Annotated in this window: 23 protein-coding genes; 10 read left to right on the top strand and 13 right to left on the bottom strand. The window is 64.9% G+C overall.

Translation table 11 applies throughout. The features are described from left to right. Positions 1-127 precede the first annotated feature (127 nt). Together ACFVVK_RS13105 and ACFVVK_RS13100 are read left to right on the top strand one after the other, a co-directional pair. Complete coding sequence (locus ACFVVK_RS13105) at positions 128-1,834, top strand: ATP-binding protein (RefSeq protein WP_390267360.1); 1,707 nt, start codon at positions 128-130, stop codon at positions 1,832-1,834. Beyond that, positions 1,831-2,544, top strand: coding sequence for a response regulator (locus tag ACFVVK_RS13100; RefSeq protein WP_390267357.1), 714 nt, complete (start codon positions 1,831-1,833; stop codon positions 2,542-2,544). Before ACFVVK_RS13105 ends, ACFVVK_RS13100 begins: the two co-directional genes overlap by 4 nt. Before the next feature lie 66 nt (positions 2,545-2,610). Here the strand turns inward: ACFVVK_RS13100 and ACFVVK_RS13095 are convergent, their stop codons facing one another. Continuing rightward, entirely contained in the window at positions 2,611-3,366 is a 756-nt protein-coding gene (locus ACFVVK_RS13095; protein ID WP_390267354.1) for a GntR family transcriptional regulator, read from the bottom strand. A gap of 263 nt (positions 3,367-3,629) precedes the next feature. Here ACFVVK_RS13095 and ACFVVK_RS13090 point away from each other — a divergent pair, with 263 nt between their 5' ends. The 3 genes from ACFVVK_RS13090 to ACFVVK_RS13080 are packed head-to-tail and all read left to right on the top strand — an operon-like array spanning position 3,630 to position 8,388. Continuing rightward, entirely contained in the window at positions 3,630-4,535 is a 906-nt protein-coding gene (locus ACFVVK_RS13090) for a TIM barrel protein (protein WP_390267351.1), read from the top strand. Beyond that, positions 4,535-5,671 carry a Gfo/Idh/MocA family protein gene (locus ACFVVK_RS13085; protein ID WP_390267348.1) on the top strand — a complete coding sequence of 379 codons (1,137 nt, stop codon included), beginning with the start codon at positions 4,535-4,537 and terminating at the stop codon, positions 5,669-5,671. The genes ACFVVK_RS13090 and ACFVVK_RS13085 overlap by 1 nt, the downstream gene beginning before the upstream one ends. Next, positions 5,668-8,388, top strand: coding sequence for a hypothetical protein (locus tag ACFVVK_RS13080; protein WP_390267345.1), 2,721 nt, complete (start codon positions 5,668-5,670; stop codon positions 8,386-8,388). The genes ACFVVK_RS13085 and ACFVVK_RS13080 overlap by 4 nt, the downstream gene beginning before the upstream one ends. A gap of 127 nt (positions 8,389-8,515) precedes the next feature. Here ACFVVK_RS13080 and ACFVVK_RS13075 read toward each other — a convergent pair whose 3' ends face one another. The 5 genes from ACFVVK_RS13075 to ACFVVK_RS13055 are packed head-to-tail and all read right to left on the bottom strand — an operon-like array spanning position 8,516 to position 14,021. Further along, the gene (locus ACFVVK_RS13075) at positions 8,516-9,721 is read right to left on the bottom strand and encodes a CehA/McbA family metallohydrolase (protein ID WP_390267342.1); all 1,206 of its coding nucleotides are present in this window, start codon (positions 9,719-9,721) and stop codon (positions 8,516-8,518) included. Positions 9,722-9,723: 2 nt separating this feature from the next. After that, a complete protein-coding gene (locus ACFVVK_RS13070) occupies positions 9,724-10,803 on the bottom strand; it encodes an ABC transporter ATP-binding protein (protein WP_390267339.1) in 1,080 nt (359 codons plus the stop codon). Then, positions 10,803-11,672 (bottom strand): carbohydrate ABC transporter permease, encoded by an 870-nt coding sequence (locus ACFVVK_RS13065; RefSeq protein ID WP_390267336.1) that lies wholly within the window; start codon positions 11,670-11,672, stop codon positions 10,803-10,805. The genes ACFVVK_RS13070 and ACFVVK_RS13065 overlap by 1 nt, the downstream gene beginning before the upstream one ends. Continuing rightward, positions 11,669-12,634: a carbohydrate ABC transporter permease gene (locus tag ACFVVK_RS13060; RefSeq protein ID WP_390267333.1), complete on the bottom strand. Its 966-nt coding sequence runs from the start codon at positions 12,632-12,634 to the stop codon at positions 11,669-11,671. The genes ACFVVK_RS13065 and ACFVVK_RS13060 overlap by 4 nt, the downstream gene beginning before the upstream one ends. Then, the gene (locus ACFVVK_RS13055; RefSeq protein ID WP_390267330.1) at positions 12,609-14,021 is read right to left on the bottom strand and encodes an extracellular solute-binding protein; all 1,413 of its coding nucleotides are present in this window, start codon (positions 14,019-14,021) and stop codon (positions 12,609-12,611) included. Before ACFVVK_RS13055 ends, ACFVVK_RS13060 begins: the two co-directional genes overlap by 26 nt. Before the next feature lie 169 nt (positions 14,022-14,190). Between ACFVVK_RS13055 and ACFVVK_RS13050 the strand changes: the two genes are divergently transcribed. The 5 genes from ACFVVK_RS13050 (at position 14,191) to ACFVVK_RS13030 (ending at position 19,851) form a co-directional block, all read left to right on the top strand. Next, entirely contained in the window at positions 14,191-15,390 is a 1,200-nt protein-coding gene (locus ACFVVK_RS13050; protein ID WP_390267327.1) for an ROK family protein, read from the top strand. Positions 15,391-15,575: 185 nt separating this feature from the next. Further along, positions 15,576-16,217 carry a GntR family transcriptional regulator gene (locus ACFVVK_RS13045; RefSeq protein ID WP_390267324.1) on the top strand — a complete coding sequence of 214 codons (642 nt, stop codon included), beginning with the start codon at positions 15,576-15,578 and terminating at the stop codon, positions 16,215-16,217. Positions 16,218-16,227: 10 nt separating this feature from the next. Then, positions 16,228-17,748: an MmgE/PrpD family protein gene (locus ACFVVK_RS13040; protein ID WP_390267321.1), complete on the top strand. Its 1,521-nt coding sequence runs from the start codon at positions 16,228-16,230 to the stop codon at positions 17,746-17,748. Continuing rightward, complete coding sequence (gene prpB / locus ACFVVK_RS13035) at positions 17,748-18,650, top strand: methylisocitrate lyase (RefSeq protein ID WP_390267318.1); 903 nt, start codon at positions 17,748-17,750, stop codon at positions 18,648-18,650. The genes ACFVVK_RS13040 and prpB overlap by 1 nt, the downstream gene beginning before the upstream one ends. A 61-nt stretch (positions 18,651-18,711) precedes the next feature. After that, a complete protein-coding gene (locus tag ACFVVK_RS13030; RefSeq protein WP_390267315.1) occupies positions 18,712-19,851 on the top strand; it encodes a bifunctional 2-methylcitrate synthase/citrate synthase in 1,140 nt (379 codons plus the stop codon). Positions 19,852-19,945: 94 nt separating this feature from the next. On the opposite strand, the gene ACFVVK_RS13025 is transcribed toward ACFVVK_RS13030, so the two are convergent. The 7 genes from ACFVVK_RS13025 to ACFVVK_RS12995 form a co-directional block, all read right to left on the bottom strand. Further along, positions 19,946-20,851, bottom strand: a complete 906-nt coding sequence (locus ACFVVK_RS13025) for a hypothetical protein (RefSeq protein ID WP_390267312.1) — start codon at positions 20,849-20,851, stop codon at positions 19,946-19,948. A gap of 156 nt (positions 20,852-21,007) precedes the next feature. After that, entirely contained in the window at positions 21,008-21,493 is a 486-nt protein-coding gene (locus ACFVVK_RS13020; RefSeq protein ID WP_390267309.1) for an 8-oxo-dGTP diphosphatase, read from the bottom strand. A 49-nt stretch (positions 21,494-21,542) separates the two neighbouring features. Further along, complete coding sequence (locus ACFVVK_RS13015; RefSeq protein WP_390267306.1) at positions 21,543-22,334, bottom strand: hypothetical protein; 792 nt, start codon at positions 22,332-22,334, stop codon at positions 21,543-21,545. 2 nt (positions 22,335-22,336) lie between these two features. Further along, a complete protein-coding gene (locus ACFVVK_RS13010) occupies positions 22,337-22,858 on the bottom strand; it encodes an RNA polymerase sigma factor (RefSeq protein WP_390267303.1) in 522 nt (173 codons plus the stop codon). Positions 22,859-22,969: 111 nt separating this feature from the next. Further along, the gene (xerD, locus tag ACFVVK_RS13005) at positions 22,970-24,031 is read right to left on the bottom strand and encodes a site-specific tyrosine recombinase XerD (RefSeq protein WP_390267300.1); all 1,062 of its coding nucleotides are present in this window, start codon (positions 24,029-24,031) and stop codon (positions 22,970-22,972) included. Then, positions 24,028-24,693 (bottom strand): NUDIX domain-containing protein, encoded by a 666-nt coding sequence (locus ACFVVK_RS13000; protein WP_390267297.1) that lies wholly within the window; start codon positions 24,691-24,693, stop codon positions 24,028-24,030. The genes xerD and ACFVVK_RS13000 overlap by 4 nt, the downstream gene beginning before the upstream one ends. Before the next feature lie 27 nt (positions 24,694-24,720). Continuing rightward, entirely contained in the window at positions 24,721-26,502 is a 1,782-nt protein-coding gene (locus tag ACFVVK_RS12995) for a CTP synthase (RefSeq protein WP_390267664.1), read from the bottom strand. Positions 26,503-26,549 lie beyond the last annotated feature (47 nt).

Genomic DNA, 26,549 nt, shown 5'->3' with positions numbered 1-26,549 from the left:
CCTTTTGGATAATCTGGAAGACGCTGCGGCCCAGGCTCTGAGCTCATCACGTCCGGTGTGATATCCATCATTAGCGATCGAGTGACTTAGCTCACCGTTGCGTTCATATTGGTCGTAGGAGGGGTTGATGATCCACCGCTGGAGCATTGCCCGCAGGCTGTTTGCGGCACATCTGCTGTTCATGGTGGCCCTGACCGCCATCGTGGGCACGGCCGCATTCGTCGACGCCCGGGACCAGGCCTATGCCGAGGCGGGCCGGCGCATGGCAGGGGTCGCCACCGCCGTGGCCGACAACCCCCTCGTGCTTCGGGCGGCCGACTCCCCCGATCCGACTGCGCTGCTGCAGCCCTACGCCCTGAAGGTCACGGCCGACGCCGGCGCCGACTTCATCACCATCATGGCCCCGGACCGGACCCGCTGGACCCACCCGAACAAGGCGGAAATCGGAAAGCCCTACATCGGCTCCGTTGATGCCGCCCTCAACGGCAAGTCCTTCACCGAAACTACCGGCGGCACCCTCGGCCCCTCGGTCCGCACGATCGTCCCCGTCAAGGACGCGAGCGGCAAAGTGCGCGCCCTTGTAGCCGCCGGCGTGACGGTCGGAACCGTGGACGTGGCCGTCTCCGGCAGGCTGCCGGCCCTGCTCGTGATCGGGATTGCCCTGCTCCTCGGCGGTGCCGTGGCGTCCTGGCTGCTTGGCCGGTACCTGCGCAGGGTGACCCGGGGTTGGGGGCCCGAACAGCTTGCCCAGCTCTTCGCCTATTACGAATCGGTGTTGCATTCGGTTCGGGAGGGACTGATCCTGGTCGACACTCGGGGCAGGGTGGTGATGTACAACGACCAGGCGGCGGCCCTGCTCGGGCTCAGCCCGCAACCTGCCGACGGCGGCTACCCGGGCGGTGGCATTCCCGGCGGCAAGGGCGCCCCGGCGCCGGCGTTGTCGGAGCTGCCGCTGGCAGCGAGCCTCAAAGATCTCTTTGAGTCCGGGCGGACAGCCCACGACGAAATCCACTTGACCGGCTCTCGCGTCCTGGTGGTGAACCAGGGCCCGGCCGTGGGGCCGGGCTCCGCGTCGGGGCGCCAGCGCGGCGCGGTGTTCGGCACGGTCGCCACCATCCGGGACCGCACCGAAATCGAGTCGATGGGCAGCGAGCTGGAAACCATGCGCACGCTCTCCGATGCACTGCGTGCCCAGACCCACGAGCACTCGAACCGGCTCCACACGATAGTTTCGCTCATGGAGCTCGGCCGCGGCGCCGAGGCCCTGGACTACGCCACAAAGGACCTTGAGCTAAGCCAGCGGCTGACCGACGATCTCGTCAGTTCCATCGAAGAGCCCGTCCTGGGCGCGCTGATCATGGGCAAAGTCGCCGAGGCCCACGAGCGCGGGGTGGAGCTCACCCTGAACAGCGGCGGCTCCACGGCATTCACTGGCCTTGCCGTCGAGGACCTGGTCGCGATTCTCGGCAACCTGCTGGACAACGCCATCGACGCCGCGGCCGACGCGCCGGCCCCGAAGCTCGTGGAACTGACCGTCGGGACGGCGAACGATGCGCTGGAAATCACGGTGGAGGACAGCGGTCCTGGCATCGATCCGGAGGTGGTGGACGATGTCTTCCGGCATGGCTTCAGCACCAAAGCGCCGGGCCCGTTCGGACGCGGGCTGGGACTGGCCCTGGTCAGGCAGGCCGTGCAGCGCCTGGGCGGTACCATGACAATCACCAGTCCCGCGGGGGCGCTGTTCCGCGTCACACTGCCGACGGCGGCGGCCGCGCCCGCACCGGCCGAGCCCCCGGCGGCCGAGCGTGCGCCCCTCACAGAGAGACATTCATGACCGACATCCGCGTCCTCGTCGTCGAGGACGAGCCCATCGCCGCGGCCGCGCACGCCGCCTACGTCGGCAGGCTCGACGGTTTCACCCTGGCCGGGTCCGCCCCCGACGGTCAGTCCGCATTGCGGCTGATGGCGGAGTTCACCGCAGCCGGCACGCCGGTGGAGCTGGTGCTTCTGGACATGAACCTTCCGGACCTGCACGGTCTGGACATCGCCCGGCGGATGCGGGCGGCCGGATTCTTCGCCGACATCATCGCCATCACAGCCGTGCGCGAACTGAACATTGTCCGCAGCGCCGTGGCCACCGGCGTCGTACAGTACCTGATCAAGCCGTTTACGTATGCAACCTTCGCGGACAAGCTGGCCAGTTACCGGCAGTTCCGGGACCAGCTGGCCGGCCCCGGCGCAGCAGGGCCAGGGGCATCCCAGAGCGACGTGGACCAGGCCTTTGCCAGCCTGCGGGCACCCTCCGAACTGCCGCTGCCCAAGGGGCTGTCAGTGTCCACGCTGGAGTCCGTGCAGGACTTCATCAAGGCGCAGGCCGGAGCGGTGTCGGCCAGCGAGGCCATGGAGGCGCTGGGCATGTCCCGCGTTACGGCGCGGCGTTACCTCGAGTATCTCGCCGACGCCGGAACAGTATCCCGCGCCGCGCGGTACGGCGCTCCGGGCCGGCCGGAGAACGAATACCGCTGGATCCGGCCGCCGTCGTAAGCAGCACCTCCGGTTGGCGACGTGTGGACCGGCGACTTGGCCGCGACTCGCTCCCGGTGGCTCCTTCTACACGAGTGTGACCCCGGTTGAATAGCTGTCTGATCGATAGCAGTGCTGCCCGAGTCCGACCGCTTTGCCGGACTGGTCGTGGACCGTTACGCCAACGGTGAGTACCGGTTCACCGGCGCCTATCTCCAACAGCCCCGCCTCTTCTTCTGAGGCGATGCGGGCGCCTATCGTTTCCTTCGAGGATTGGAGCGCGGCGCCCCGTGCACCGAGGAGCCGGTTCAGCGTGTTGTGCTCAAACTGCTCCGGCGCCAGGGTGGCGAACGCTTCGGGCAGAATGTTCTCGAGTATGGCACGGGGACGCCCGCCCGCCAGACGGAGTCGACGCAGGTGGAAAACCGCCCCGCCAGCCTCCAGTCCGAGGGTTTCGGCCACCGTGGCGGGAGCTGCGATGGACTCATGCGTCAGCACCCGAAAGCTTGGATGCTGTCCCATCCGGGATGTGTCCTCGAAGGGATTTGCCGCCCTCGTCTCCGGAGTGACGGGGCGGTGCACCACCTGGGTGCCGATCCCCTGGCGTTTTACCAGCAGCCCTTGGTCAACCAGTCTCTGGATTGCATGACGGATCGTCGGGCGGGACAAGCGAAGCTTCTGGCCCAGTACCAGCTCATTCTCCAGGCGCGCGCCGGCTGGCAACTCTCCCGACAGGATCGCGCTTTCGATCCTCGAGGAGACCTGGAAGTACAAGGGAACGGGACCAGCCCGGTCAACGTCCGCGAAGAGGGTGTCGGGCAAAATGATGGGGCACTGCAGCATTGTTGCTCATCTCCGGAACAAATAGGGGCGGGCATACGACGCACGGCGACCGGGAATCCGAGGACGTCCGGCTTCCTCGGCTCTCGTGGGGACGCCTTCGCCGAGGAACGGCCAATGGTCGCCCACTGAGCTTACTCAACTTAATTGATTTAGTGGGCGGTGTGGGCTACATTACTTCTTGTCCTGACTCGGTCTCCCCCGGCAACACTGAACTGCCTTGGCCCTGCGGATCAACAATTCCTTCTGCCGTGCGAGGAGTCTCCTTGATTGAAGTTGCGGGTGCACCCGTGAGTTTTGGCGTGTTTGACCTGGGCGCGACAGCAGGAGGCCACTTGCCTGGCCCCGATGAGGTGTGCGCCATTTTGAGCAAGCACGGCTATAGCGGCGTCGATCTCGGCCCCGTCGGCTTCCTCGGTCGTGGCGCTGAACTTCGCGGCCGCCTGGGAAATCACGGGTTGTCCCTCGCCGGCGGGTGGATTGATCTGCCGTTCAGCGATCCCGATGCATTTACGGGCGCGCTCTCCCTGCTTTCGGAAGCCCTTGACGTTTTCACGGAGGCCCGTGTTGGCGGGCATGAGCGGCTCCCTTTACCGACGCTGGCGGACAGCGGTTCAGACCGGCGCCGGGCAAACCCCGGAGGCGGAAAGGACGTTGCCCTCACCGCTGGGGGCTGGCGCACATTGGCACGGAACGTCAGCGCCGCCGCGCGACTGGTAAGGGAACGCGGTTTTGAGCCCACGTTTCATCACCATGCCTGCACGCATGTGGAAACACCTGAGGAGATCGAAAGGTTTCTTGACTGCACGGACGTAGGCCTGACCCTGGACACCGGCCACCTCATCCTGGGAGGCGGGGATCCGGTTGAGAGTCTCGGACGATGGAGTGGACGGGTCAACCACGTCCACATCAAGGATACCCGCGTCGACGTGCTCCGCTCTGTTGTCAGGAACAAGGGGGACATGCGGGATGTGTGGGCCGGTAGGGCCTTCGTTCCGTTGGGCGCAGGTGACCTGGCGGTCGACAGATTCATGAATGAACTCATCGCCAGCGGCTATGACGGCTGGCTCGTGGTGGAGCAGGACACCATACCGCAGCCGGAAGATGATCCGGACCTTGCAGGCAAACACCATGCCATCAACCGAAACGTCATCAGAAAGTGGATACCGTAATGACCTTGCTTCTCCGAATTGGAGTCGTGGGCCTGGGCGCCGTCGCCCAGGCCGTGCACCTGCCCCTAATCAAGCGACGCTGGGATCTGTTCGAACTGGCCGCGGTGTCCGACCTGTCTCCAGCGCTGCTTGGCCAGATCGGCGACCAGTACGGCATTGCCGCTGAGCACCGCTACGGAAGCCTGGCCGACATGCTGGAAGGTGAGCAGTTGGACGCTGTCGTCTTGCTGACCTCGGGCTCCCACGGCACGCCGGCGCTGCAAGCCATCGAGGCCGGCGTCGCGGTTTTCTGCGAGAAGCCCCTCGCGTTCTCCCTTGAAGAGATCCGCCTGTTGCGCAAAGCCGAGCAAAACCAAGGCCGGCCCATGCTCCTTCTGGGCTACATGAAGGAGTACGATCCGGCGGTCCTTGCCTTGAAGGAGCGACTCCCGGACCGGAAGGACGTGCGATACCTCAACGTCGAAGTTCTCCATCCGAGCGGCTCCGCGCAACTGGCCTACGCCAATCTTCGCCGCCCACCGGGGGATGTCCCAACGGAGGTGCTGTCCGGGCTTTCAGCGGCCGACGCCGGCAGGCTGGATGCGGCCCTGGGCCAAAGCAGCCCTGAATTGCTGCGAAGCCTGTACTCCAACGTCATACTCGGGAGCCTGATCCACGACATCGCCCTAGTGCGGGCACTCGTAGGTCCCGTCCGCACCGTTGACGCCGTCAGCTTCTGGGCACAACAGGATGAGCCTGGATCCATTGAAATCAGCGGGACAGTGAATGAAGGCCTTCGTGTCCATTTCAACTGGCATTTCCTTGCCGACTATCCGGTCTACCGGGAAACCGTGACCGTGCACCACACCAAAGGCTCGGGGAAACTCGAATTCACCGTCCCCTATCTACTCAACGCGCCCACAAAGCTGCACTTGACGGAAAAAGCAGGTGACGGAGCATCCACGTGCACGGTTGAGGATGTGACAGAAGCGTTTGAGCAGGAACTCGTGGCCTTCCACCGCATGGTGAACGGGCAAGAGAGACCGCCAACCGGCATAGCGGAAGGCGAAGCGGACGTAAGGGTAGCCCAGCTGATCGCGGTGGCTCTCGCGGAGTCCCTCAACATGACCGTAGGCGGAGAGGCAGCGTCCGCATGAGCGCCACAAATGAAACCGGCATCGTCCTCGTGCCGCACACGCACTGGGACCGGGAGTGGTACGAACCGTTCCAGGTGTTCCGCTTCAAGCTGATCCAGATGTTCGACACCGTCTTGGCAATGGCCGAGGAAGACCCCCGGTTCAGGTTCACGCTGGATGGTCAGACAGCGGCGATCGAGGACTACCTGGAGATCCGGCCGGAAAATACAGATAGGGTCAAAGCTGTCGTCGCCAGCGGTCAGCTGGCACTGGGTCCCTGGCAGATCCTGCTGGACGAATTCCTGTGCTCGGGCGAGACGATCATACGCAATCTCCAAATGGGCATGGCCGGTGCGCTGAAGCTGGGCGGGTACATGAATGTGGGATACCTTCCCGACATGTTCGGGCACGTTGCCCAAATGCCACAGATCCTGAGCCAGGCCGGCATCGCGGATGCCTGCCTGTGGCGTGGGGTACCGTCCAAAGTCAGCGGCCATTCCTTCCGTTGGGTGGCCCCCGACGGGTCATCTGTGCGCGTGGAATACCTTTTCGACGGATACGGCAGTGCCCTCGACATCCTTGCCATTGCCGAACACATCCCCCACGCGCTGAAGGAATACCGGCAAGAAACCGCCGACCGCTACCGCGGCGACCCCATCCTGGGAATGGTAGGCACCGACCACATGCCCCCCGATACAGGCCTCATGAGGCACGTAGACACCTACGATTCTCCGGCTTTCCCCATAAGGGTCGCCACTTTAGACGAGTACCTGGCCGCCTTTGCTCCGGGGGAAAACCTGCAGGTCGTGGACGGGGAACTGCGTTCGCACGCGCGCGGCAACATCCTTCCCGGCGTCTTCTCGATCCGCCGGAACCTCAAAATCGCGATGGCCAAGGCAGAGCGCATGGTCCTGGACGCCGAACGGCTGGCCGCCACCCACAGCGGAGCTGACTTTGAGCCGTTCATCAGCATGTCGTGGCGCCGCATAATAGAGTCCACAGCCCACGATTCCGTGGTCGGATCCGGAACTGACGAAACTGTCGACCAGGTCGAGGCACGCCTGAACGAAGCCACCCAGATCGCCCGGGCCGTCCGCAACGAAGTTGGCCTGTCCGTAGCCGAAGGCGTTCCCAGCGACGCCTTTGCAGCTCTCAACACCCTGCCCACGGACCGCACGGTGATGGTCGAACTGGAAGTTCCTGCACCTGCTGAGGGTCTGCCGGTGGTTGCCGAAACCGCCGACGGCGCCGTCTTGGCCGTCCAGGAACTGGGACAAGCGCCGACCATGCTGGGTGATGAGGCGATGGACGCTTCAGTCCTGGTCGAACGCATGATGAACCGCATCCACGGACGTGAATTGTTTGGTCAGCTGATCGAGAACTACCGGGTTGCGCCCTATTCTCTCGAGTTCGACGTCGCGGAGGTGCCCTCCACCCCCGTGTTCGACATCGTCACGTTCAAGGCGGACCTGGCGGCCTCCGTGGAAGCGCACCCGGGCGAGTGGAAAGTCCGCATCCTCGCGCAGCCCAGACGCAGGGTCCTTGTCGACGTGCCGGTCCCGGCCATGGGGGTCACGCCCTTCAAAGTCTTCCAGCGTGAGGACCGGGCTGCGGAGCATGTAACGTGCGAAGACGGGGTCTTGAGCAACGGACTCGTTTCGGTGGCGATTGGCTCGGACGGAACGGTGTCTCTGACCGGCGCGGACGGAACGGTCCTGCAAGGCATCGGCAGGCTCGTTGACGGTGGCGACTGTGGCGACAGCTATAACTACGGCCCGCCGGCCGTGGACATCCTCGTCGCAGAGCCTTCGGCTATCACTGTGGACGTGCTGGAAACCGGGTCTGTGAGGGCCGTAGTCAAGGTAAGCCGGCACTTTTCGTGTCCCCGCTTCATGGAGCCCGGCCTTGGTTGCCGGTCCGAAGACCGTGTGGACGTTCCGGTCCACATGTTCGTGGAACTGCGCCGTGGCGAACCATTCGTCCGGCTGCGCGTTCAGTTCACCAATGAAGCCGCCGACCACCGGCTGCGGTTGCACGTTCCGCTCCCCCACCCCGTGGAGTCTTCGGCTTCCGAGGGCCAGTTCTCCATAACGAGCCGCTCGCTCACCGCAGAGGGCGGGGGCGGGGAATATCCTCTTCCGACTTTCCCCGCCTACACCTTCGTGTCGGCAGGACCTGCCACTGTCCTGCTGCATGATGCGACCGAGTATGAGGTGGTTGAGGGGAACGAACTGGCACTCACCCTGCTTCGTGCCGTCGGATCGATCAGCGTCAACGTCCATCCACTGCGCGACGAACCGGCAGCCTCTGAGATCCCGATTCCGGGCGCCCAGGAGGCCGGGACCGAGGTCGATGTCGAATTCGCGGTCATCGCATCCTCGAAGGGCTATCGCAACGCAGGCGCCGTGCAGCTTTCCGACCACTTCAACGCTCCCGGGCTGGTTGTGCGGGGCCGAGGAACGGAAGCGGAGGCAATCCCGGGAGCCCTGCAAGGTCTGTGCCTGCGCGGTGACAGCGTACGGATGAGCAGCATGCGCCGGGTGGGCGATGACATGGAGATCAGGGTTGTGCTGCTCGCCGATCAGGGCACCGGGGCCGTGCTCAGCGGCCCCTTTGGCCAGGTAGCGACCGTGGACCTCACAGGCAGGGCGCTGGAGTCGGAACGGGCTGACGGCGAATACAAGTTCATGCTCGAGCCGTGGGAAATCCGCACACTACGCCTCAGCCCGCGGGGATAGCGCTTCTCGCGCCGCAGGCCGACAAAGAGAAAACCGGAGGCCGCCACTTCAGATCGCTGAAGGGCGGCCTCCGGGGCAAGCGTGGCCCGCTGCCGAGGACAAATCGCACGAGGACGTATCCGTTGGCCTAGGTCAGGGCGAGAATCTGACGGTCGGCCGTTTCAAGGCGGTACGGGCCCGCTCCCCGATCCTTGATGGTTACGCGGGGGCCGCGGATGAGCTGCCGACGTCCTTCGAAGTCGATCAGGAGTGTCCCCTCAGCGTCGACAGCAAGCAATTCCCCGTCGACACGCAGCAGCAGCGGCGCGTCGATTCCCATGCTGAGGGCAGTCGGCCCGCTCTTGAGTCCACCGAGGAGTTCCTCTTCCCCGGCACCTTCGGCCTGGACCCATGTGGTGGGCAGCCCGGTAGGGTGCCCGTCCTCGGGCCGGTGGAAATCTCCGCCGCCCAGCGGGATCACCGGCTCGCCCCAGGCGCTCAGCCACGCCCAGATGCTGGTGTCGCGCCTGTTAGGCAGCCAGGTCTCGTGCATGATTTCCGCATGGGTCGGTTTCCGCGAGAGCTGCCACTGCCAGGAACAGTCGGTCGCCACCGGGTGGTTGATCGACAAAAAGCCGCCTTCATCTTCCGCCTGGTCGAGCCAGGCGTCGGGGTGGCGCCGGAAGTCAACCCAGTTGATGCGGCCATACGCGTTGGCGTGGCCCCGGACTGTGGTCACTTCCTGCCCGGGCAGCAGCGCGATGCCGTATTCCCCGCCCACACCCAACAGATGCGGATGGTGGCTTACGGTGTTGTGGTCCGTCACAGCGAGAAAATCCAGGCCGTTCCGGGCAGCCCCGGCCGCCAACTGACGGATCGAGAGGCTGCCGTCCGAGTGGAGAGTGTGCGCATGGCAATCCCCGGCAAACCACGTCATGCCTGCTTCGGCGGGAAGGCTCCGGCGACGGCTGGCCGGGACGGTGCTGGCCGGGGCGGGAGCAGAAGGCTCCGCATCCACTCCGCCGGTCGCCGGCGTATTGATCGTCAGTTCAACCCTGACCCCCTCGGCGGGGACGTGGTGAAGTCCGAGCACGACGTTCCAAAGTCCCGCTTCCAGCACTCCCGGGCAGTATCCCGTTGAGGCGGCCGTCCTGCTGATGACGAAGCGTTTCTTGGCCCCGCCGGACCAGCCCCGCCACCCGTCCGGGCCCGTGCAGCCCAGGTCAATGACCGCCCGCGACCTGTCATATTCCAGGAGCACTTCCAAAGACTCGCATCCCTGCACTTCAAACGGGACGTTAGCGTAGAGGCTCTCCACCCGATCCTCGGGGGTGAGCAAGCGGGTAATGCGCACAACTAGTCTCCGATCCGCAGACCTTCAGCGTCGAACAGCAGGGTCCGCCGGGGCTCGAAGGTGATCCACACGCGGGCACCGATTCCGGGCTCGTCGTCCTCGCCCACCACAACCTGGACCAGTTCCTCGTTGCCGGGAAGTTCCACCGTCATCAGCACGGAGGCGCCGAGGTTTTCGGACACCGTCACCGTCCCCTCGAGGCCGCCCGGGACAGGCCCGGCCGACAAGCCCAGATATTCCGGCCGGGCTCCCCAGGTGATCTCCTGACCGTCGCTGACCCGCCCCGCGGCGTCCGTCGGCAGCGGCACGCGCTGGCCGCCGATTGCGACCATACCGTCGGCAACGCTGCCCTTGATCAGGTTCATGGAGGTCGAGCCGACGAAGGAAGCGACGAAGGTATTGGCCGGACGCTGAAAGACTTCGCGGGGGGTTCCGAGCTGCTGCATTTTGCCCGAGCGCATGATGGCGATCCTGTCGGCAAGGGCGAGCGCTTCAGCTTGGTCGTGCGTGACGAAAACAGTGGTCACACCCAAGTCCAGCTGCAGCTTTTTAAGGAACGTCCGTGCCTCAAGCCTAAGGCGGGCGTCCAAGTTCGACAGCGGCTCGTCAAACAGGAACACGTCGGGCCGGCTGGTCACTGCGCGCGCCAAGGCCACGCGCTGCTGCTGGCCGCCGGAGAGCTGTCCCGGGCGCCGCTCAAGCAGGCCCTGGAGTGACAGCTTGTCCCCCACCTCCTCGGCTCTGGAAAGCCGCTCGGTTTTGGCTACTTTTTGAATCTTCAGCGGGTAAGCGATGTTATCGGCAATGGACATGTGCGGGAACAGCGCGTAGTCCTGGAACACCATGGCGACGCGGCGCTGGCCAGGTTCCATGTTGGTGACTTCCCGCTCCCCGATTGTGATGCTGCCCGACGTGGATTTCTCCAGTCCGGCGATGGTGCGTAGCAGGGTGGTCTTCCCGCAGCCGGACGGACCCAACAGGGCGAAGAATTCGCCGTCGTGGATGGTGACGTCCATCCCGTCCACGCCGCGGACCCCGCCGGGATACTCCTTGATCAGGGAGCTGGTGGTGATGCTGGCCATTAGCTTTTGATACCTCCATGGAAGCGGAACCCGTAACGCCGGTTGACGAAAAAGTACATAGCGACGACGGGGATTGAGAAGAGCAGGGAAAAGGCAGAAATCAGGGCGAGATTGGGCTGGCCGCCTTCGGTGTAGAAGGTGTACATCACCACTGCCGCGGGAGACTTCGACGGGGACCTCAGCAGGAGGTAGGGAACCAGGAAATTGCCCCATACCTGCACCACGGCCCAGACTGCGATGGTGGCAAGTCCCGGCCGGGCCAGTGGGACAACTACGTCCCAAAGGATCCGCAACGGCTTGGCGCCATAGAGACGGGCGGATTCCTCGTAGGACTTAGGGGTCGAGTCCATAAAGTCCTTGAGGATGAAGATTACTGTCGGCAGGATGCCCCCGCTGAGCACGAGAATGACACCGAACTGGGAATCGATAAGCCCCAGTTTCACCATCAGCAGGAATGTCGGCACCATGGCGGCGGTGCCGGTGATGATGGATGAGAGCAGCAGCAGTGTGTAGAGCAGCAGATCGCGCCCGGGAATCTTCACCCTGGAAAGCGAATAAGAGGCAAGCGACCCGAGTACCAGCACCACGGCCATCGACCCCAGGGCCAGGATGAGTGAATTGCCCAGCGAAGCGATGGCGATGGGATTCTCCAGCAGGACCCTGAAGTTGTTGAGCGTAAACTCCGGCAGCTTCACATTTAGGCTCGGGTGCGCGTCAAAAGGTGCGAAGACAAGCCACAGAACGGGAATGACAAAGAACGCCAATACCAGCGCGGTGAACACGCTCTTGCCCATCAGCCCCAGGAAGTGTCCCAGCATTTGCCGGCTTTCCCGTTGGATCTTGGTGCGCGAACCGGGAACCGCGGTCATGACTTTCTCTCCTTCAGCAGGCGCAGGTAAACGGTGGCGATGACCAGGTTGATGATGATCATGATCAGTGAGATAGCTGCGCCCTGGCCCAATGCGCCGTCGTTCAGGGCGAGGTGGTAGATGAAGATCGGAAGAATGTTGGACCGGTCATCGGGTCCCCCCGCGGTCAGCAGGTAGGGCGTGAAGGTGTTGAAGGTCCAGAGCGTGATCAGCAGCGTGTTGGTCAGGATGTGTCCCCTGATATGGGGAAACACGACGTCGCGGAACTGCGACCAGGCGCCAGCGCCCACCATGCGGGCACTCTCGAGCTGTGACGGCGGTACCGACGCCAGGGCCGAACTGAACAGAAGCATGGAGAACGCCGTGCCGACCCAGGTATTGAACGCGATGATGCTCTGCAGCGGGTAATCGAGCAGCCACGCGGTGTTGCCCGTGGACAGCATCGCATTCAAGGTTCCGTCGCTCCGGTCCAGGAGGGCGTACCACAGGAATGTAGTGACCGAGCTGGGGATGATCCACGCCAGGAGGACAAAGAACTCCACTACTGCCCGGACGGATTTTTTGACCCTGGTCATAGTCCAGGCAATAGCGAACCCGAGAGCGGACTGCCCGATAACCGCAGATCCGAACACGAAAATGAGCGTTAATCCCAGCGAGTTGAAGAACCTGTCGTCCGAGAGCGCGGCGACGTAGTTGTCCAAGCCGACGAATTGCGGATTTTTTGCGGCCGAGCCGCTCAACCGGTAATTCGTCAAGCCCAGATACAGAGTCCAGAGGGCCGGGAAGACAAGGAACAGCGAGATCAGGAGCAGGGCCGGCGCCAGGAAAGCAGCAGCCCTGGCCTTGCCGAGACCGGCGACATCGCCGTCGTCCTGGACTGCCCGGGACGTACCGGTGCCCGCCGCAACGGCGGGCACCGGTACCTCTACGAGTTCGTCACTTGAAAGTTTTGTCGTTTCCACCGACGATTCCTTCCAAGGCCTTCTGGTAGGCGCCGCCTGCGTCCTCGGCGGACTTCCCCGAGACGATCTGGCCGGTGGTGTCCTGCAGAGCGGCGGAGACCTGGGTGTAATCCGCGAGAGCGGGCCGGTATGCCGTAACCGGCAGGACCTCTGTGGAGATGAAGTTCAGCAAGGGATCGGCCTTAAGGACCTCAGCGTTGACGTCGTCGCGGGCTGAGATCTGCGGTGTCGAGCCGATCCGTGCCTTGATGGCATCTGCCGAGGCCATGAACTGGAGCAGTTCCCAGGCCTGCTGCGGGTACTTGGTCTTCGGGTTGATCACCTCGCCCGAGCCGCCGGACATGCTGACAAAGTCACCACCCTTGGGGCCCTTGCCCGCGGATTGTGCGGGGATCTTGGCCCAGCCGACAGCGGTGTCCCGGTCTGCCATGGGAGCGACGCCGGTTTTGGGGTTGATCACCGAGCGCCAGAGGTAATCGCACTCGATCAGGATGCCCAACTTGTTCTTGGAGAATTCCTCGAAAGACTTATCCCGGCCCTTCGCGTCCTGTTGCAGCAACGGGTCCCCCAGTTTCTCCGAGCCGTAAACAGTCGAGTAAAGGCGCAGCACGTCCTGGACGGCGGAGCTGTTGCCCTGCCACTTGCCGTCCTTTTCGATGGACTGACCGGTGCCCTGCAGCAGCGGCAGGAACCCCTGCATCGTTGCCGCTTCACCCATTGCTTTGCCTGCATTGATCTGCAACGGGGTCACCCCGGGAAGGCTCTTGAGTTTCCGCGCCGCGTCCAGGATTTCATCCCAGCTCTTCGGCTGCCAGTCAGCCGGCAGGCCAGCCTGAGCGAACAGCTTCTTGTTGAAGTAGATGACGCGGCCGTCAGTGCCGTCCGGGACACCATAAACTTTGCCGTCGTAGGTGGTGAGCTGCTGGACAGCGGGTTTGATCTGCTTCCAGCCGTCCCACTGTGCAACCCTGTCCTTGCCGACAATATCGTCAAGCGGGCTGATGTATCCGGCATCTGCGAACTCGCCGAGCCAGATGCCGTCGATGGCGGCGACATCGGCGCCCTGGCCGGTGGAGAGGTCCAAGGAGATCTTGGTCTTGTAGGCCTGGTCGTCCACACCGTTGGGCTGGAAGTTCACCTTTGCCGTGACGCCCTTGGCCTTCTGCGCTTCCTCAAACTTCGGGATGACGTAGTTGGTGATCCAGTCGGCTCCAACCGCGTTCTTGCCGCCGGAGATGGCGTTGGCGGTGATCGTGAGCGTGACCTCTTTGGCGTCCGCATTCTGATTAGGTGCCGATGACGGTGCAGCAGAGCCGCCACAGGCACTTAGGGCAACGGTGCCCGCCAGTACGCCTGCCGCGGCCGCAATAAATCTCTTCCGAGTCATATCAGGGGTTCCCTTTGGGAGACAGAGCTCCGCCTCTGCGAAGCTGATTGATGAAGTGTCCGAACTGTGTGACAGCGTGTGACACACGCCACTATAGTCTAGGATCGGGCTTAGTCAAATAAATTGAGTTAGGGGTTTTTTCATGCCGCGGGGATCGAATCTTGAGCGCGTGAGCGCCTTCAATCAAGCCGTCGTCCTCGACCTCGTGCGGCGCTCGGAGGCCGGACTGAGCAGGGTGGAGCTCATCGGCGCCACTGGATTGTCGACCCAAACGGTGTCCAACATTGCCCGCAGGCTGCTCGATCTGGGACTGATCCGGGAAAGCGGAAAGGTCCACGTGCCGCAGGGTAAACCCAGGACCACCCTGACCATCGATCCGAGCAGCAGATATGCCGTGGGGGCCCATTTGGATCCCTCCATGCTTACTTTTGTTCTACTGGACCTCGCCGGCACTGTGGTGCATCGCCGCCACGTCCCGGTCGAGGCGGTGGCCAGCCCGGATGAAACCGTGGCCAGGTTAGCCTCGGCCATCGAGGAACTGATCAGCGAGACCGGCATTCCGCGAACGCTAGTGCTGGGCGTCGGCATAGCCGCTCCGGGTCCGATCGAGTTCGATCAGGGAGCGGTGGTCGGGCCGCCCATGCTGACGGGTTGGGAGAGGGTCGAGTTGCGCGAATCTCTCGGCAAAGCAACAGGCTTCAACGTGTTTCTGGACAAAGACTCGACGGCGGCGGCACACGCCGAGCTATGGGTGCGGGAGAAACGGTCAGACCAGAATTTTGCCTTCATTTACCTCGGAAGCGGCATCGGCGCAGCCGTTGTGATGAACGGCGAAGTGGTGCGTGGCTCATCGAATAACGTAGGCGAAATCGGGCATTTTTCCACCGGTGAAGGAGGCCGGTTGTGCAGCTGTGGGCGAATGGGCTGCCTGGGCGTTTCAGTCATGCCCGTTCAGCTCGTGAGGGAAGCCGTCACTGAAGGGATCATCGCCGGCCCTGTCGAAGACACTGATTTGCTGCTGATCACCGGCCGCTTCCGTGATCTGGCGGCGCTGGCTGATGCCGGAGACGAAAGAGCAGATGCGCTCTTCCGGGCTGCGGGCGCCCGCCTCGCCCGCGCGGTTGAGGACGTCGCCAACCTCCTGGACGTCGACGGGATAGTTTTCGGCGGACCGTCATGGTCGCCGGTGGGAAGCCGCTACCTGGAGGTACTGCGCGCCGCTCTTTCCACTCGGCTGGCCATGGGAATGATCCATGAGGTGGAACTGGCAGGGTCCGTCCTGGGAGAGGACATCGCTGCGGTTGGAGCCGCATCCATTGTCCTTGACCACGTCCTCGCTCCCCGATCCGGAGGCCTGTTGCTCGAATAGGGTTGGCGCTCCTGTTCCGGGCACCGCAGGCGCGGGGGAGGTTTTCGTGGGCATCTGGACGCTACACTGTATGTATACAGAGCCAGCCGCATTTCCACGGAAAAGGCGGACGTTCTGGGCAAATGGCGCCTTCATGTATACACTGATTCTGCTCAACCCCTACAGCGACCCCCGAGGGAGGCAGGATGCGCGCCAGCGATAAGGCCTATGCGGCTTTGCGCGACGACATCATCGAATGGCGCCTGTTGCCCGGAACGGTGCTCGCGGAGGTGGAACAGTCGGAGCGTCTCGGCGTCTCGCGCACCCCGCTGCGGGAGGCCCTGAGCCGGCTCACGGCCGAAGGGCTGACGACGGCGGCCGGCGGGCGCGGCGTCGTCGTGACCGACATTTCCCTGGAGGACATCGACGAACTGTTCGAACTGCGCGAAACCCTCGAAGGGCGGGCCGCGGCGCTGGCCGCCGAGCGCGGTGACCCGGCGGCCTTCTCGAAGTTGCGGCGCGAGCTGCTCCGGGCCCCGGAACTGATCGGCGCCGGGGGTCCGGGCCTGCACGACTACTACGGGCTGGTGGGCCGGCTGGACGCCGCAATCGACGCCGCAATCTCCAACTCCTACCTCGTCCAGGCCATGCGCAGCCTCCGCGTCCATCTGGTTCGCGTCCGGCGCCTGGCCGCCGACGACGCCGCCCGGCTCACCGCCGCCGCCGCCGAGCACGCCGCCATCGCCGAAGCGATTGCCGCGGGCAACCCGCGGCTGGCCGAGGCCGCCACCACGCTGCACCTGCACCGCAGTCTTTCCCACGTCAAAGCCACCCACGTACCTCACTAGAAGGAGCACCATGGTCACGGAACACCACGTCCGCGTTTACAAGAGCGAGGAAAACCTTCCCCGCGAGGACCAGCTTGCATACAAGATCGCCAGGGTCGCCGCCGATCCTGTGGAAGTCACCGACGAGGTCACCGACATGGTGATTAACCGGATCATCGACAACGCCTCGGTGGCGGTCGCCTCGCTGAACCGCGCCCCGATCGTCGCGGCCCGGGCCCAGGCCCTCACCCACGGCCCCACCACCGGCGGCAAGGGTTCGAAGGTCTTCGGCATCGAGGAGCGCGTGGCGCCTGAATGGGCGGCCTGGGCCAACGGCGTCGCAGTCCGTGAACTGGACTACCACGACACCTTCCTGGCCGCGGACTACTCCCACCCGGGCGACAACATCCCGCCGATTCTGGCCGTGGCCCAGCACGTCGGCTCCAGCGGAGCCGAGCTGATCCGCGGGATCGCCACCGGCTACGAGATCCAGGTCAACCTGGTCAAGGCCATCTGCCTCCATGAGCACAAGATCGACCACGTGGCCCACCTCGGCCCCTCCGCGGCGGCCGGCATCGGCACCCTGCTGGGCCTCGACGTCGAGACGATCTTCCAGTCCGTCGGCCAGGCGCTGCACACCACCACCGCCACGCGGCAGTCGCGCAAGGGCGAAATCTCCACCTGGAAGGCGCACGCGCCGGCGTTCGCGGGCAAGATGGCGATCGAATCCGCGGACCGTGCCATGCGCGGGCAGACCTCCCCCGTGCCGATCTACGAGGGCGAAGACGGCGTGATCGCCTGGATGCTCGACGGTCCGGACGCCTCCTACCTGGTCCCGCTGCCCGAGGCGGGCGAAGCCAAGCGCGCCATCCTGGACACGTACACCAAGGAGCACTCGGCCGAATACCAGGCGCAGGCGTGGATCGACCTCGCCCGCAAACTGCACGGCGAGCACCCCGAGGTCAAGGATCCGGCCAACGTGGAATCCGTGCTGATCAAGACCAGCCACCACACCCACTATGTGATCGGCTCCGGCGCCAACGACCCGCAGAAATACAGCCCGACGGCAAGCCGCGAAACACTGGACCACTCCATCCCGTACATCTTCACCGTGGCACTGCAGGACGGCGCCTGGCACCACGTCGACTCCTATGCCCCGGAACGCGCCGCCCGCCCGGACACCGTGGAACTCTGGCACAAGGTCACCACGGTGGAGGATCCGGAGTGGACCCGGCGCTACCACTCCCTGGACATTGCAGAGAAGGCCTTCGGCGGTTCCGTGGTCATCACCCTGGCGGACGGCACCGTCATCACCGACGAAATCGCGGTCGCCGATGCCCACCCCTTGGGGGCCCGGCCGTTCGCGCGGGAGCAGTACGTCAACAAGTTCCGCACCCTCGCCGCCGGCCTCGTTGCCGATGAGGAGATCGAGCGCTTCCTCGCCGCCGCTGCGCGGCTTCCCGAACTCGCCGCCGGCGAACTGGACCAGCTGAACATCCAGGCGGCCGACGGCGTGATCGACCCCGCCGCCGCGCCGAAGGGACTCTTCTAATGCTGTACTCGAAAGTCACCCCGGAGCAGAAGCGGATCCGGTTCCGCGAGCTTCTGGCCTCGGGCACCATCGCGCAGTTCCCGGGCGCGTTCAACCCGCTCTCGGCCCGGCTGATCGAGGAAAAGGGATTCGCGGGCGTCTACATTTCCGGCGCCGTCCTGGCCAATGACCTCGGCCTGCCGGACATCGGGCTGACCACCCTCACCGAGGTGGCCACCCGGGCCGGGCAGATCGCCCGGATGACCGACCTGCCGGCGATCGTCGACGCCGACACCGGTTTCGGGGAGCCGATGAACGTGGCCCGCAGTGTGCAGGAACTCGAGAACGCCGGCCTGTCCGGCTGCCACATCGAAGACCAGTTCAACCCCAAGCGCTGCGGGCACCTCGACGGCAAGAACGTGGTGGACCTTGAGACCGCCACCAAACGGATCCGCGCGGCGGCCGACGCCCGGCGCGACCCGAACTTCCTGATCATGGCGCGGACAGACATCCGCGCCACGGACGGGCTTCAGGCCGCCCAGGACCGCGCCCGCGCGCTCGTGGAGGCCGGGGCGGACGCAATCTTCCCCGAAGCCATGAAGGATCTGAGCGAGTTCAAGGCCATTCGCGACGCCGTCGACGTCCCGATCCTGGCCAACATGACCGAATTCGGCCAGAGCGCACTGTTCACCGTTGAAGAGCTGGCCGGTGTCGGCGTGAACATGGTCATTTATCCGGTAACGCTGCTCCGTAGTGCCATGGGTGCTGCGGAGCGTACTCTGGAATCGATTAAGGCCGACGGAACCCAGGAAGCACAGGTTGGAAGCATGCTGACCCGTGCGCGTTTGTACGATCTCGTTGATTATGAGGCTTACAACCGTTTCGATACCGGAGTCTTTAATTTCCACATCCCAGGTCAGTAAGCCCCGCATGGAACCGCCGGCACGTGCCGGTAACAGGCGATAGGAACAAAGGAGTTTCAGCATGGCTGAACAAGACATCAAAAAGGGCCTCGCCGGCGTCGTGGTGGACTACACCGCGGTCTCGAAGGTCAACCCGGACACCAACTCCCTGCTGTACCGCGGCTACCCCGTCCAGGAGCTGGCCGCCAGGTGCAGCTTTGAGGAAGTCGCCTACCTGTTGTGGAACGGCGAACTGCCCGCCGCAGAGGAACTGGCCGAGTTCACCGCGAGGGAACGTGCCGGCCGCGCCCTGGACCCGGTGGTCAAACAGGTGATCGACGCGCTGCCCACCACCTCCCACCCCATGGACGTCTGCCGGACCGCGACCTCCGTCATGGGGGCACGGCACCCGCTCGCCGAGGATTCCTCGCGCGAAGCCAACCTCGCCAAGGCCATCGATCTGTTCGCCGCGATGCCGGCGGTGGTGGCCTACGACCAGCGGCGCCGTCACGGCCAGGACCTCGTGGAGCCGCGCGAGGACCTGGGCTACGACGCCAACTTCCTCTGGATGACGTTCGGCGAGGAGGCCGTCCCTGAGGTGGTCGACGCGTTCAACGTCTCCATGATTTTGTACGCCGAGCACTCCTTCAACGCCTCCACCTTCACGGCCCGGGTGATCACCTCCACCCTCTCGGACCTGCACTCGGCCGTGACCGGTGCCATCGGCGCCCTGAAGGGGTCCCTGCACGGCGGGGCGAACGAGGCCGTCATGCACACCTTCGACGAGATCGGCATCCGGCCCGAGGAGTCGCTGGAAGACGCGCATTCCCGGGCCAAGGAGTGGATGGAAAACGCCTTGGCCCAGAAGAAGAAGGTCATGGGCTTCGGCCACCGGGTCTACAAGCACGGCGACTCCCGGGTGCCCACCATGAAGTCCGCCCTGGACAAGATGATCGCGCACTACGGCCGGCCCGAATTGCTGGGCCTGTACAACGGCCTCGAAACCGCCATGGACGAGGCGAAGGGCATCAAGCCAAACCTCGATTACCCCACCGGCCCCACGTACCACCTCATGGGCTTCGACACCCAGACCTTTACTCCCCTGTTCGTTGCCAGCCGCATCACCGGCTGGACGGCGCACATCATGGAGCAGCTGGATGCGAACTCCCTGATCCGCCCGCTCAGCGAATACAACGGCGAAGAGGAACGGCACCTGCCGTAGCGGTTTCGTCCGCGTTCCTATGCGCGTACGACGGCGGGCCGGTCACCTCGACAGGGTGGCCGGCCCGCCGGACGTTCTGCCGGAAAGGGTCGTGCTAGCCCTCTTTGATCTTCAGCGAGGTAATCATGCGCTTCGCGTTCAGGTACTCCGGGGTCTGCATGTAGGCCCGGGCTGCGTCCAACGAGGGGAACGTCTTTGCTCCCTTGTGCATGGGATCGTCCTCCGAGCCCCCCGCCTGGACCTGGAAAGCGTCGGCGAAGGAGAACATTGGCCACTCGGGCGGCCCCGTGACCACGTTGTAGAACATGCAGGTGCTGCCGTTCTGGCCGGCCGGAGTGTCCGTTAGTCCGAAGGACGCCGTGACGCGGTTCGGCTCCTGGAGGGCCCGGAAGGCAAACCTCGGCGTGACAGCGCCCTTCGCGGGCTGGTGCGGAAGATCCACTTCGGCCGAATCAAGCACCGTGTAGGGAACGTCGCCCTGGCACGCGCCGCCGAGCCCACCGGACGGGCCGAGGTGCAGGGAGGCCACCACCACGGCGGCCTCATTCGCAACATCAACATCAACCCCGCCGGAGCCCCCGCCGGCGTCGGAGACGCGCCAGGAGGCCGGGTAGTCGAAACTGACCTTCGAATCGGCGCTGGTGAAGGTCCGCCACGCCCCGGCAGAAGGTGCCGGGGTGGCCGCAGCCGAGGTTGCGGACGACGATGGCGGCACGGAAGACGGCGGCGTCGCGGACACCGACGTCGCTACGATCGGCGACGGCGTCGCCGTGAGGGAGGCGGACGCCGTCGGTGCCATCACTGCGGCCGTCGAGGCTGCCGCGGGGGCCCGGCCAGCAGACCCCATGTTTCCGGCCACGGCAACGCCGCCGGCGACCGCCGCCACGGCGAGGGCGACGATGGCGGCCGCCCACGGCCAGCGCCGGCGTGCCCCGGTGCCCGTGGACGGCTCGTCGTCCCAAGGATCCCCGCCAGGAAGGTCGTGATTGTTTGAGTCCATGCCTTGCCCCCAAATGGCCCGTGTGCCGCTCGCGGATGTGCGATGAATGCGCGGATCGCCGCGGCACAGTGTTCGAACCCTAGGCTACCGGTCAGTCCGCGGCATTGCCGGTAACACGATTTCGAGTCGCGGAATTCTGCGGCGCGGAAGCCCTGCTCACTTTGCGGAGGGATACCGGACGGACGCAACGGTCTCGTTGTCCTCGTTGAGGACCACGACGACGTCGATCGTTCCGCCTGCCAGCGCCGGAGGCAGCCAGTGCGCCGCGTCCTGCCACATCCGCTCCAGCGGCAACGACTCGGAGTCGAACCACTCGGGCGTGATTTCCGGGCTCTCGGCGGGCTCGCCGTCCCACCGGCGGGTGGTGAAGAGGCGGCACGACATGTTCCACTCGGGCCGGGCGGGAAAGATGAACTCGACGACGCCGGCGTGGGCCAAGTCCTCCTGGAGCACCACGATGCCGGCCTCTTCCCAGACCTCGCGGACCACGGCCTCGGCGTCGCTCTCCCCCGGCTCCACGTGGCCCCCGATGCCCACGATCTTGCCGGTGCCGAAACCGGTTCTTTTCAGGCCCAACAGCACCTCGGTGCCAGTCTCCGCGTCACGGAGCGGGAAGCAGAGAGTGACTGGCGTGAGCTTCATGTGCTCAACCCTATAGCGGTCGCGGGGCACCGATGCGATATGGCTGTCGCTACCCGGCTGCCGGACCATCGCCCACAAGCTGCGGCCGCAGTTCGACGGGAATCCCCTTTGTCTCGAATTCCTTGTCCATGGCCTGCTGCGGCGTGAGCCGCTGCCCGTTTTGCGAGACGTCATTGTTCAGCGCTTGGAACTTCCAGGTGAATACGCTGGACCATTCCTGCCGGACGTCGCAGAGGAAACGCCCGTTCCGCAGTTTGGCGATCATGTACCACGCATTGCCGCCGTCGAGCTGGAGCGCCCGGACCCCTTCATCGGAGATGGAGTACGCGAGCCATCCGTCGGCACAGCCCAGCACGGTGTAGTAGGCCCGCTCGGCGGCGGGAATCGCCTTGATTGCCCGTTCCTGGTCGTTGCGCTGCTGGTCAACGTTCGCTATGGTGCACTCGACGCCGTCCGTGCTCAAAGCGCCGGCTGCGGTCTTCGCCGGAGTGGGAGAGGCAGTGGGGTTGGCGGTGGGAGCGGCAGTGGATGGGCTTGGGTGCTCCGGCGAGGGGCTGGCGGAGGCAGCCGGCGCCGGAATGCCCGTCTGGGCCGGCCCGGGCGCCGGTTGGGGCATGAGGTTGCCGCCGACAACCACTGCGCCAACCACAGCTGCAGCGGCCAGTGCAGTCGCGGCCGAGGCCCGCACGGCATGGCGTCGTGCCGGCGTGCGCCTTGCCAAACGAACAAGGTTCGGATCCGTGGAAAATACGCTCGAGCGGACAAAGTCATTTCCCGGCACTGCGTCGGGCTCTCCCACCCGGGGTTTTGCATCCTTCATGAGCTGTTCGATGCGGTCCATGGCTAGTCCTTCCGTTCGGTCATGAGATGTGAGGGGGCAGCTTTCGCGAATGCCCGGCGTGCCCGGTGCAGGCGGACTGCAGCTGCCGAAGAGGAACATTCCAGCGTTTGCGCCAGTTCTGCGGTGGTCAGCTCGTCCCAGTAGCTGAGCATAAGAACCTCGCGGTCCCGCTCCCTGAGCCGTACCAGCACATCTGCCACGGCGATCCGTTCTTCATCATTTGACGCGGGGACTTGGCTGCGGGCCTGAACCTTCAGTCTCTCGACGAGTTCCTGCCGGCGACGGCGGCCCTTGTACTCATTGCCGATCACGTTCCGGGCCGTCGCCAGCAGCCAGCCAATGCCGGGCGATTCCGACAGCTCTTTTTCCCAGGCAATTCTGAAGACGTCCGCAGTTAGTTCCTCGGCGCGGTGCCGGTCACTGATACGGCAGGCAATGTAGCGGTACACGCGCGCGGAGTGCTGGGTGTGCAGATCAATGAACGCTTGCTCTTTGGCAGCCAACATGGTGGTTCCCCCGGACATCGATGACTTCTTCTTGATGTCTAAGTGTCCTGTGAACGGTGATTCATTACACGGGCCAGCAAGAAAGTTCGCAGGAACCTGCACGCGGTGCCGGAACCGGCGAAATGCGGCTTAGCCGAGGGCCCGAGGGTGCGCGGCGGCGTAGATCTCCCGCAATGTATCGGCCGTTACCTGGGTATACACCTGAGTGGTGGTCACGGAGGCGTGTCCCAGCAGTTCCTGGACCACCCGGACGTCGGCGCCGCCCTCCAGCAGGTGGGTGGCGAAGGAATGCCGCAGGGTGTGCGGTGAAACGTCCTTGGTGATGTTGGCCTTCTCGGCCGCGGTCTTAAGGATGGTCCACGCGCTTTGCCGGCTGATCCTGCCGCCGCGGGCGTTGAGGAACAGGGCGGGGGTGCCCTTGCCCTTGGCGGCCAGCAGGGGCCGGCCGCGGACGAGGTAGGCATCGAGGGCCCGCGCCCCGTAGGATCCCAGCGGAACGAGGCGTTCCTTGGAGCCCTTGCCGAAGAGCCGGACGATCGCGGGGCCGTCGCTTGTTCCGGCCTCCGGGTCCCCCTGGCCCGCGGCCTGCAGCGAGATGTCGTCCACGTCCAGGCCCACGGCCTCGCTGATTCGGGCGCCTGTGGAGTACAGGAACTCGAGCAGCGCCCGGTCGCGGAGGCCGGCCGCGGTGTCGGTGCCGGCGGCCTCAAGAATCCTTGTCACCTCATCGACGCTGATGGCCTTCGGCAGGCGTTTGCCGGGCATCGGCGGGTGGACATCGCTGGCCGGGTCGGTCGGCGTGACCCCTTCGAGCGCCCAGAATTTGTGGAGTCCGCGCACGGCCACCACCGTGCGGGCGGCGGAGCGGATGCCCAGGGCGGAGCCGCCGTCGGACCCGTCGGAGAGGGCCCGGACGAAACCGGTGACATCATGCCGGGTGATCTCGTCCGGGCGTTCCCGGCCTGTGTGCATGAGGTGCCTGGCATAACGGGCCAGGTCCCGCCGGTAGGCGGAGAGGGTGTTGGTCGCGAGCCCCCGTTCCACCCCCATGTGCTGCAAGTAGTCAGTAATTGCGCGGTCTATCGCTGTGGGTGGCCGGGTGGGCCGGCTTCCGGGAGCGGCTGCCTCCACTGGCGCGGGGGCCGGCGGTTGCGCGGGGGCCGGAAGCGCGGCAGTCAGCGCATCGGTCATCGGCGCTGGCTGGGATGTTCCGGCCACGGCGCATCGGCCGGGCGGAGGCCTTGGAAGTTGTCCGCCTGCGCCGCTGCGGCCGCAAGGATGCCGACGACGGCGGACGGGTTGTGGAGGCGGCCCTCCAGCACTGCCCGAACCGCGGCGTCGAGCGGGGTCCAGTGCAGCTCGATTTCCGCCTCTTCGTCGGTGCGGATATGCCGTTCGTGTCCAGGCACGTCGGTGAGGCCGCGGGCCAGGTAGATGCGGATGGCCTCGCTGGAGGATCCCGGGGAGTTGAAGAAGTCGACCAGCACGTTCCAGCGCTCTGCCACGAGGTCTGCTTCCTCAGCCAACTCGCGGGCCGCGCCGACCACGAAATCTTCGCCTTCGACGTCGAGCAGCCCGGCCGGGATCTCCCAAAGATCCATGGCGACCGGGTGCCGGTACTGCTTGATCAGCAGCACCTCGCCGGCGTCGTTCATCGGCAAAACCGCGACGGCGCCGGGGTGCTGGATGTAGTCCCGGACCAGGGCATCGCCGTCGTTATTGAGCTGGAAACTGTCGCTGACCACATCCCAGATGCGGCCCTCGTACACCTTCCGGGACGACAAAAGACGGCGCGGGCTCGGTTCATCCGAAACCTGCCGTGCAGCATTGTGGGTCTCAGACTTACCGGGCATCGCGCCGTCCTTTGATTTAGTTGGAAATTACTTCGACACAGCTGCGGACGACGGCTCGGCGTCAGCGGCCGGAGCCGCCGGCTTGGCACGGCTGGCCGGTGCGGCGTCGGCGTCGCGCTGGTGCTGCAGGGCCGCCTTGACCAAGCCGGCGAACAGCGGGTGCGGGCGCGTGGGGCGCGAGCTGAGCTCGGGGTGGGCCTGCGTGGCGACGTAGTACGGGTGCACCTCGCGGGGAAGTTCGACGTACTCCACCAGCTTGCCGTCGGGCGACGTGCCCGAGAAGGACAGGCCCTTGGCGGCAATCTGCCCGCGGTACTTGTTGTTGACCTCGTAGCGGTGCCGGTGGCGTTCGCTGACCGTCGTCGCGCCGTAGGTTTCGGCAACGACGGAGCCTTCGTCCAGCTTGGCTTCGTAGAGACCCAGGCGCATGGTTCCGCCAAGGTCGCCGCGGCCCTCAACGAATTCGAGCTGCTCTTCCATCGTGGCGATGACCGGATACTTCGATTCCGGATCGAACTCGGAGGAGGAGGCGCCTTCGAGGCCGACGACATTGCGGGCGTACTCGATCACCATGCACTGCAGGCCCAGGCACAGGCCCAGGACCGGGAGTTTGATTTCGCGGGCGTACTTCAGCGCGCCGAGCTTGCCTTCGAGGCCGCGGATGCCGAAGCCACCCGGGACGCAGACGGCGTCGACGCCGTCGAGGGACTGCACTGCGCCCTCGCGCGTTTCGCATTCGTCCGAGGGGACCCAGCGGATCTTGACCTTGGTGTCATTGGCGAAGCCGCCGGCGCGCAGGGCCTCGGTGACCGACAGGTAGGCGTCCGGGAGGTCGATGTACTTGCCCACCAGGGCAACCTCAACCTCGTGCTTGGGGTTGTGGACGGCCTCGAGGAGCCTGTCCCAGCTGGTCCAGTCAACGTCCTTGAACGGCAGGTCCAGGGCGCGGACGATGTACGAGTCCAGGCCCTGGGTGTGCAGGGTCTTGGGGATGTCGTAGATGCTGGGCGCGTCCGGGCAGCCGATGACGGCTTCAATGTCGACGTCGCACATCCGGCCGATCTTGGCGCGCATGGCCTCCGGCACTTCGCGGTCCGATCGGATCACGATCGCTTCGGGCTGGATACCGATGGAGCGCAGCGCGGCCACGGAGTGCTGCGTGGGCTTGGTTTTCAGTTCCTGCGACGGCCCGATGTACGGCACCAGGGAGACGTGCGCGAAGAAAACGTTGCCACGGCCGATGTCCTGGCGGACCTGCCGGGCGGATTCGAGGAACGGCTGGGATTCGATATCGCCCACGGTTCCGCCGATTTCGGTGATGATGACGTCGGGTGCGTTTTTGCCCTCGGCGGGCAGCCGCATGCGGCGCTTGATCTCATCGGTGATGTGAGGGATGACCTGGACCGTGTCGCCGAGGTATTCGCCCCGGCGTTCCTTGGCGATGACCGTCGAGTAGACCTGACCGGTTGTGACGTTGGCCGAGCCTTCGAGGTTTTCATCGAGGAAACGCTCGTAGTGGCCGATGTCCAGGTCCGTCTCGGCGCCGTCGTCAGTGACGAAGACTTCGCCGTGCTGGAAGGGGTTCATCGTGCCCGGATCGACATTGAGATAGGGATCGAGCTTTTGCATTGTTACAGACAGACCGCGGGCCCGCAGGAGGTGACCGAGGCTCGAAGCCGTCAGTCCCTTACCGAGCGAGGACGCTACACCACCGGTGACGAAGATGTGTTTGGTCGTCTTGGACGAGCCCGGAAACCGGGAATTTACACGAGAGTTTGATCGCTGCACCACGGGGTTTGAGCTTATCATCATTTCCGCCTTCCACGCGTTCTTTGCCGGAATACCGGTGAGATTGT

This window comes from Arthrobacter sp. NPDC058192, from assembly GCF_042883665.1.
Lineage (GTDB): Bacteria > Actinomycetota > Actinomycetes > Actinomycetales > Micrococcaceae > Arthrobacter.
Note: the sequence above shows the minus strand (reverse complement) of the source record. Positions and strands in the feature narration are given on the sequence as shown.

Excerpts from the sequence above, each read along its gene's own strand:
- ACFVVK_RS13055 (WP_390267330.1), bottom strand. The coding sequence starts at position 14,021 with ATGACTCGGAAGAGATTTATTGCGGCCGCGGCAGGCGTACTGGCGGGC.
- ACFVVK_RS12995 (WP_390267664.1), bottom strand. The coding sequence starts at position 26,502 with ATGATAAGCTCAAACCCCGTGGTGCAGCGATCAAACTCTCGTGTAAAT.
- ACFVVK_RS13070 (WP_390267339.1), bottom strand. The coding sequence starts at position 10,803 with ATGGCCAGCATCACCACCAGCTCCCTGATCAAGGAGTATCCCGGCGGG.
- ACFVVK_RS13100 (WP_390267357.1), top strand. The coding sequence starts at position 1,831 with ATGACCGACATCCGCGTCCTCGTCGTCGAGGACGAGCCCATCGCCGCG.
- ACFVVK_RS13000 (WP_390267297.1), bottom strand. The coding sequence starts at position 24,693 with ATGCCCGGTAAGTCTGAGACCCACAATGCTGCACGGCAGGTTTCGGAT.
- prpB (WP_390267318.1), top strand. The coding sequence starts at position 17,748 with ATGCTGTACTCGAAAGTCACCCCGGAGCAGAAGCGGATCCGGTTCCGC.
- ACFVVK_RS13015 (WP_390267306.1), bottom strand. The coding sequence starts at position 22,334 with ATGGACCGCATCGAACAGCTCATGAAGGATGCAAAACCCCGGGTGGGA.
- xerD (WP_390267300.1), bottom strand. The coding sequence starts at position 24,031 with ATGACCGATGCGCTGACTGCCGCGCTTCCGGCCCCCGCGCAACCGCCG.
- ACFVVK_RS13065 (WP_390267336.1), bottom strand. The coding sequence starts at position 11,672 with ATGACCGCGGTTCCCGGTTCGCGCACCAAGATCCAACGGGAAAGCCGG.
- ACFVVK_RS13085 (WP_390267348.1), top strand. The coding sequence starts at position 4,535 with ATGACCTTGCTTCTCCGAATTGGAGTCGTGGGCCTGGGCGCCGTCGCC.
- ACFVVK_RS13080 (WP_390267345.1), top strand. The coding sequence starts at position 5,668 with ATGAGCGCCACAAATGAAACCGGCATCGTCCTCGTGCCGCACACGCAC.
- ACFVVK_RS13010 (WP_390267303.1), bottom strand. The coding sequence starts at position 22,858 with ATGTCCGGGGGAACCACCATGTTGGCTGCCAAAGAGCAAGCGTTCATT.
- ACFVVK_RS13045 (WP_390267324.1), top strand. The coding sequence starts at position 15,576 with ATGCGCGCCAGCGATAAGGCCTATGCGGCTTTGCGCGACGACATCATC.
- ACFVVK_RS13025 (WP_390267312.1), bottom strand. The coding sequence starts at position 20,851 with ATGGACTCAAACAATCACGACCTTCCTGGCGGGGATCCTTGGGACGAC.
- ACFVVK_RS13040 (WP_390267321.1), top strand. The coding sequence starts at position 16,228 with ATGGTCACGGAACACCACGTCCGCGTTTACAAGAGCGAGGAAAACCTT.
- ACFVVK_RS13105 (WP_390267360.1), top strand. The coding sequence starts at position 128 with ATGATCCACCGCTGGAGCATTGCCCGCAGGCTGTTTGCGGCACATCTG.
- ACFVVK_RS13030 (WP_390267315.1), top strand. The coding sequence starts at position 18,712 with ATGGCTGAACAAGACATCAAAAAGGGCCTCGCCGGCGTCGTGGTGGAC.
- ACFVVK_RS13020 (WP_390267309.1), bottom strand. The coding sequence starts at position 21,493 with ATGAAGCTCACGCCAGTCACTCTCTGCTTCCCGCTCCGTGACGCGGAG.
- ACFVVK_RS13095 (WP_390267354.1), bottom strand. The coding sequence starts at position 3,366 with ATGCTGCAGTGCCCCATCATTTTGCCCGACACCCTCTTCGCGGACGTT.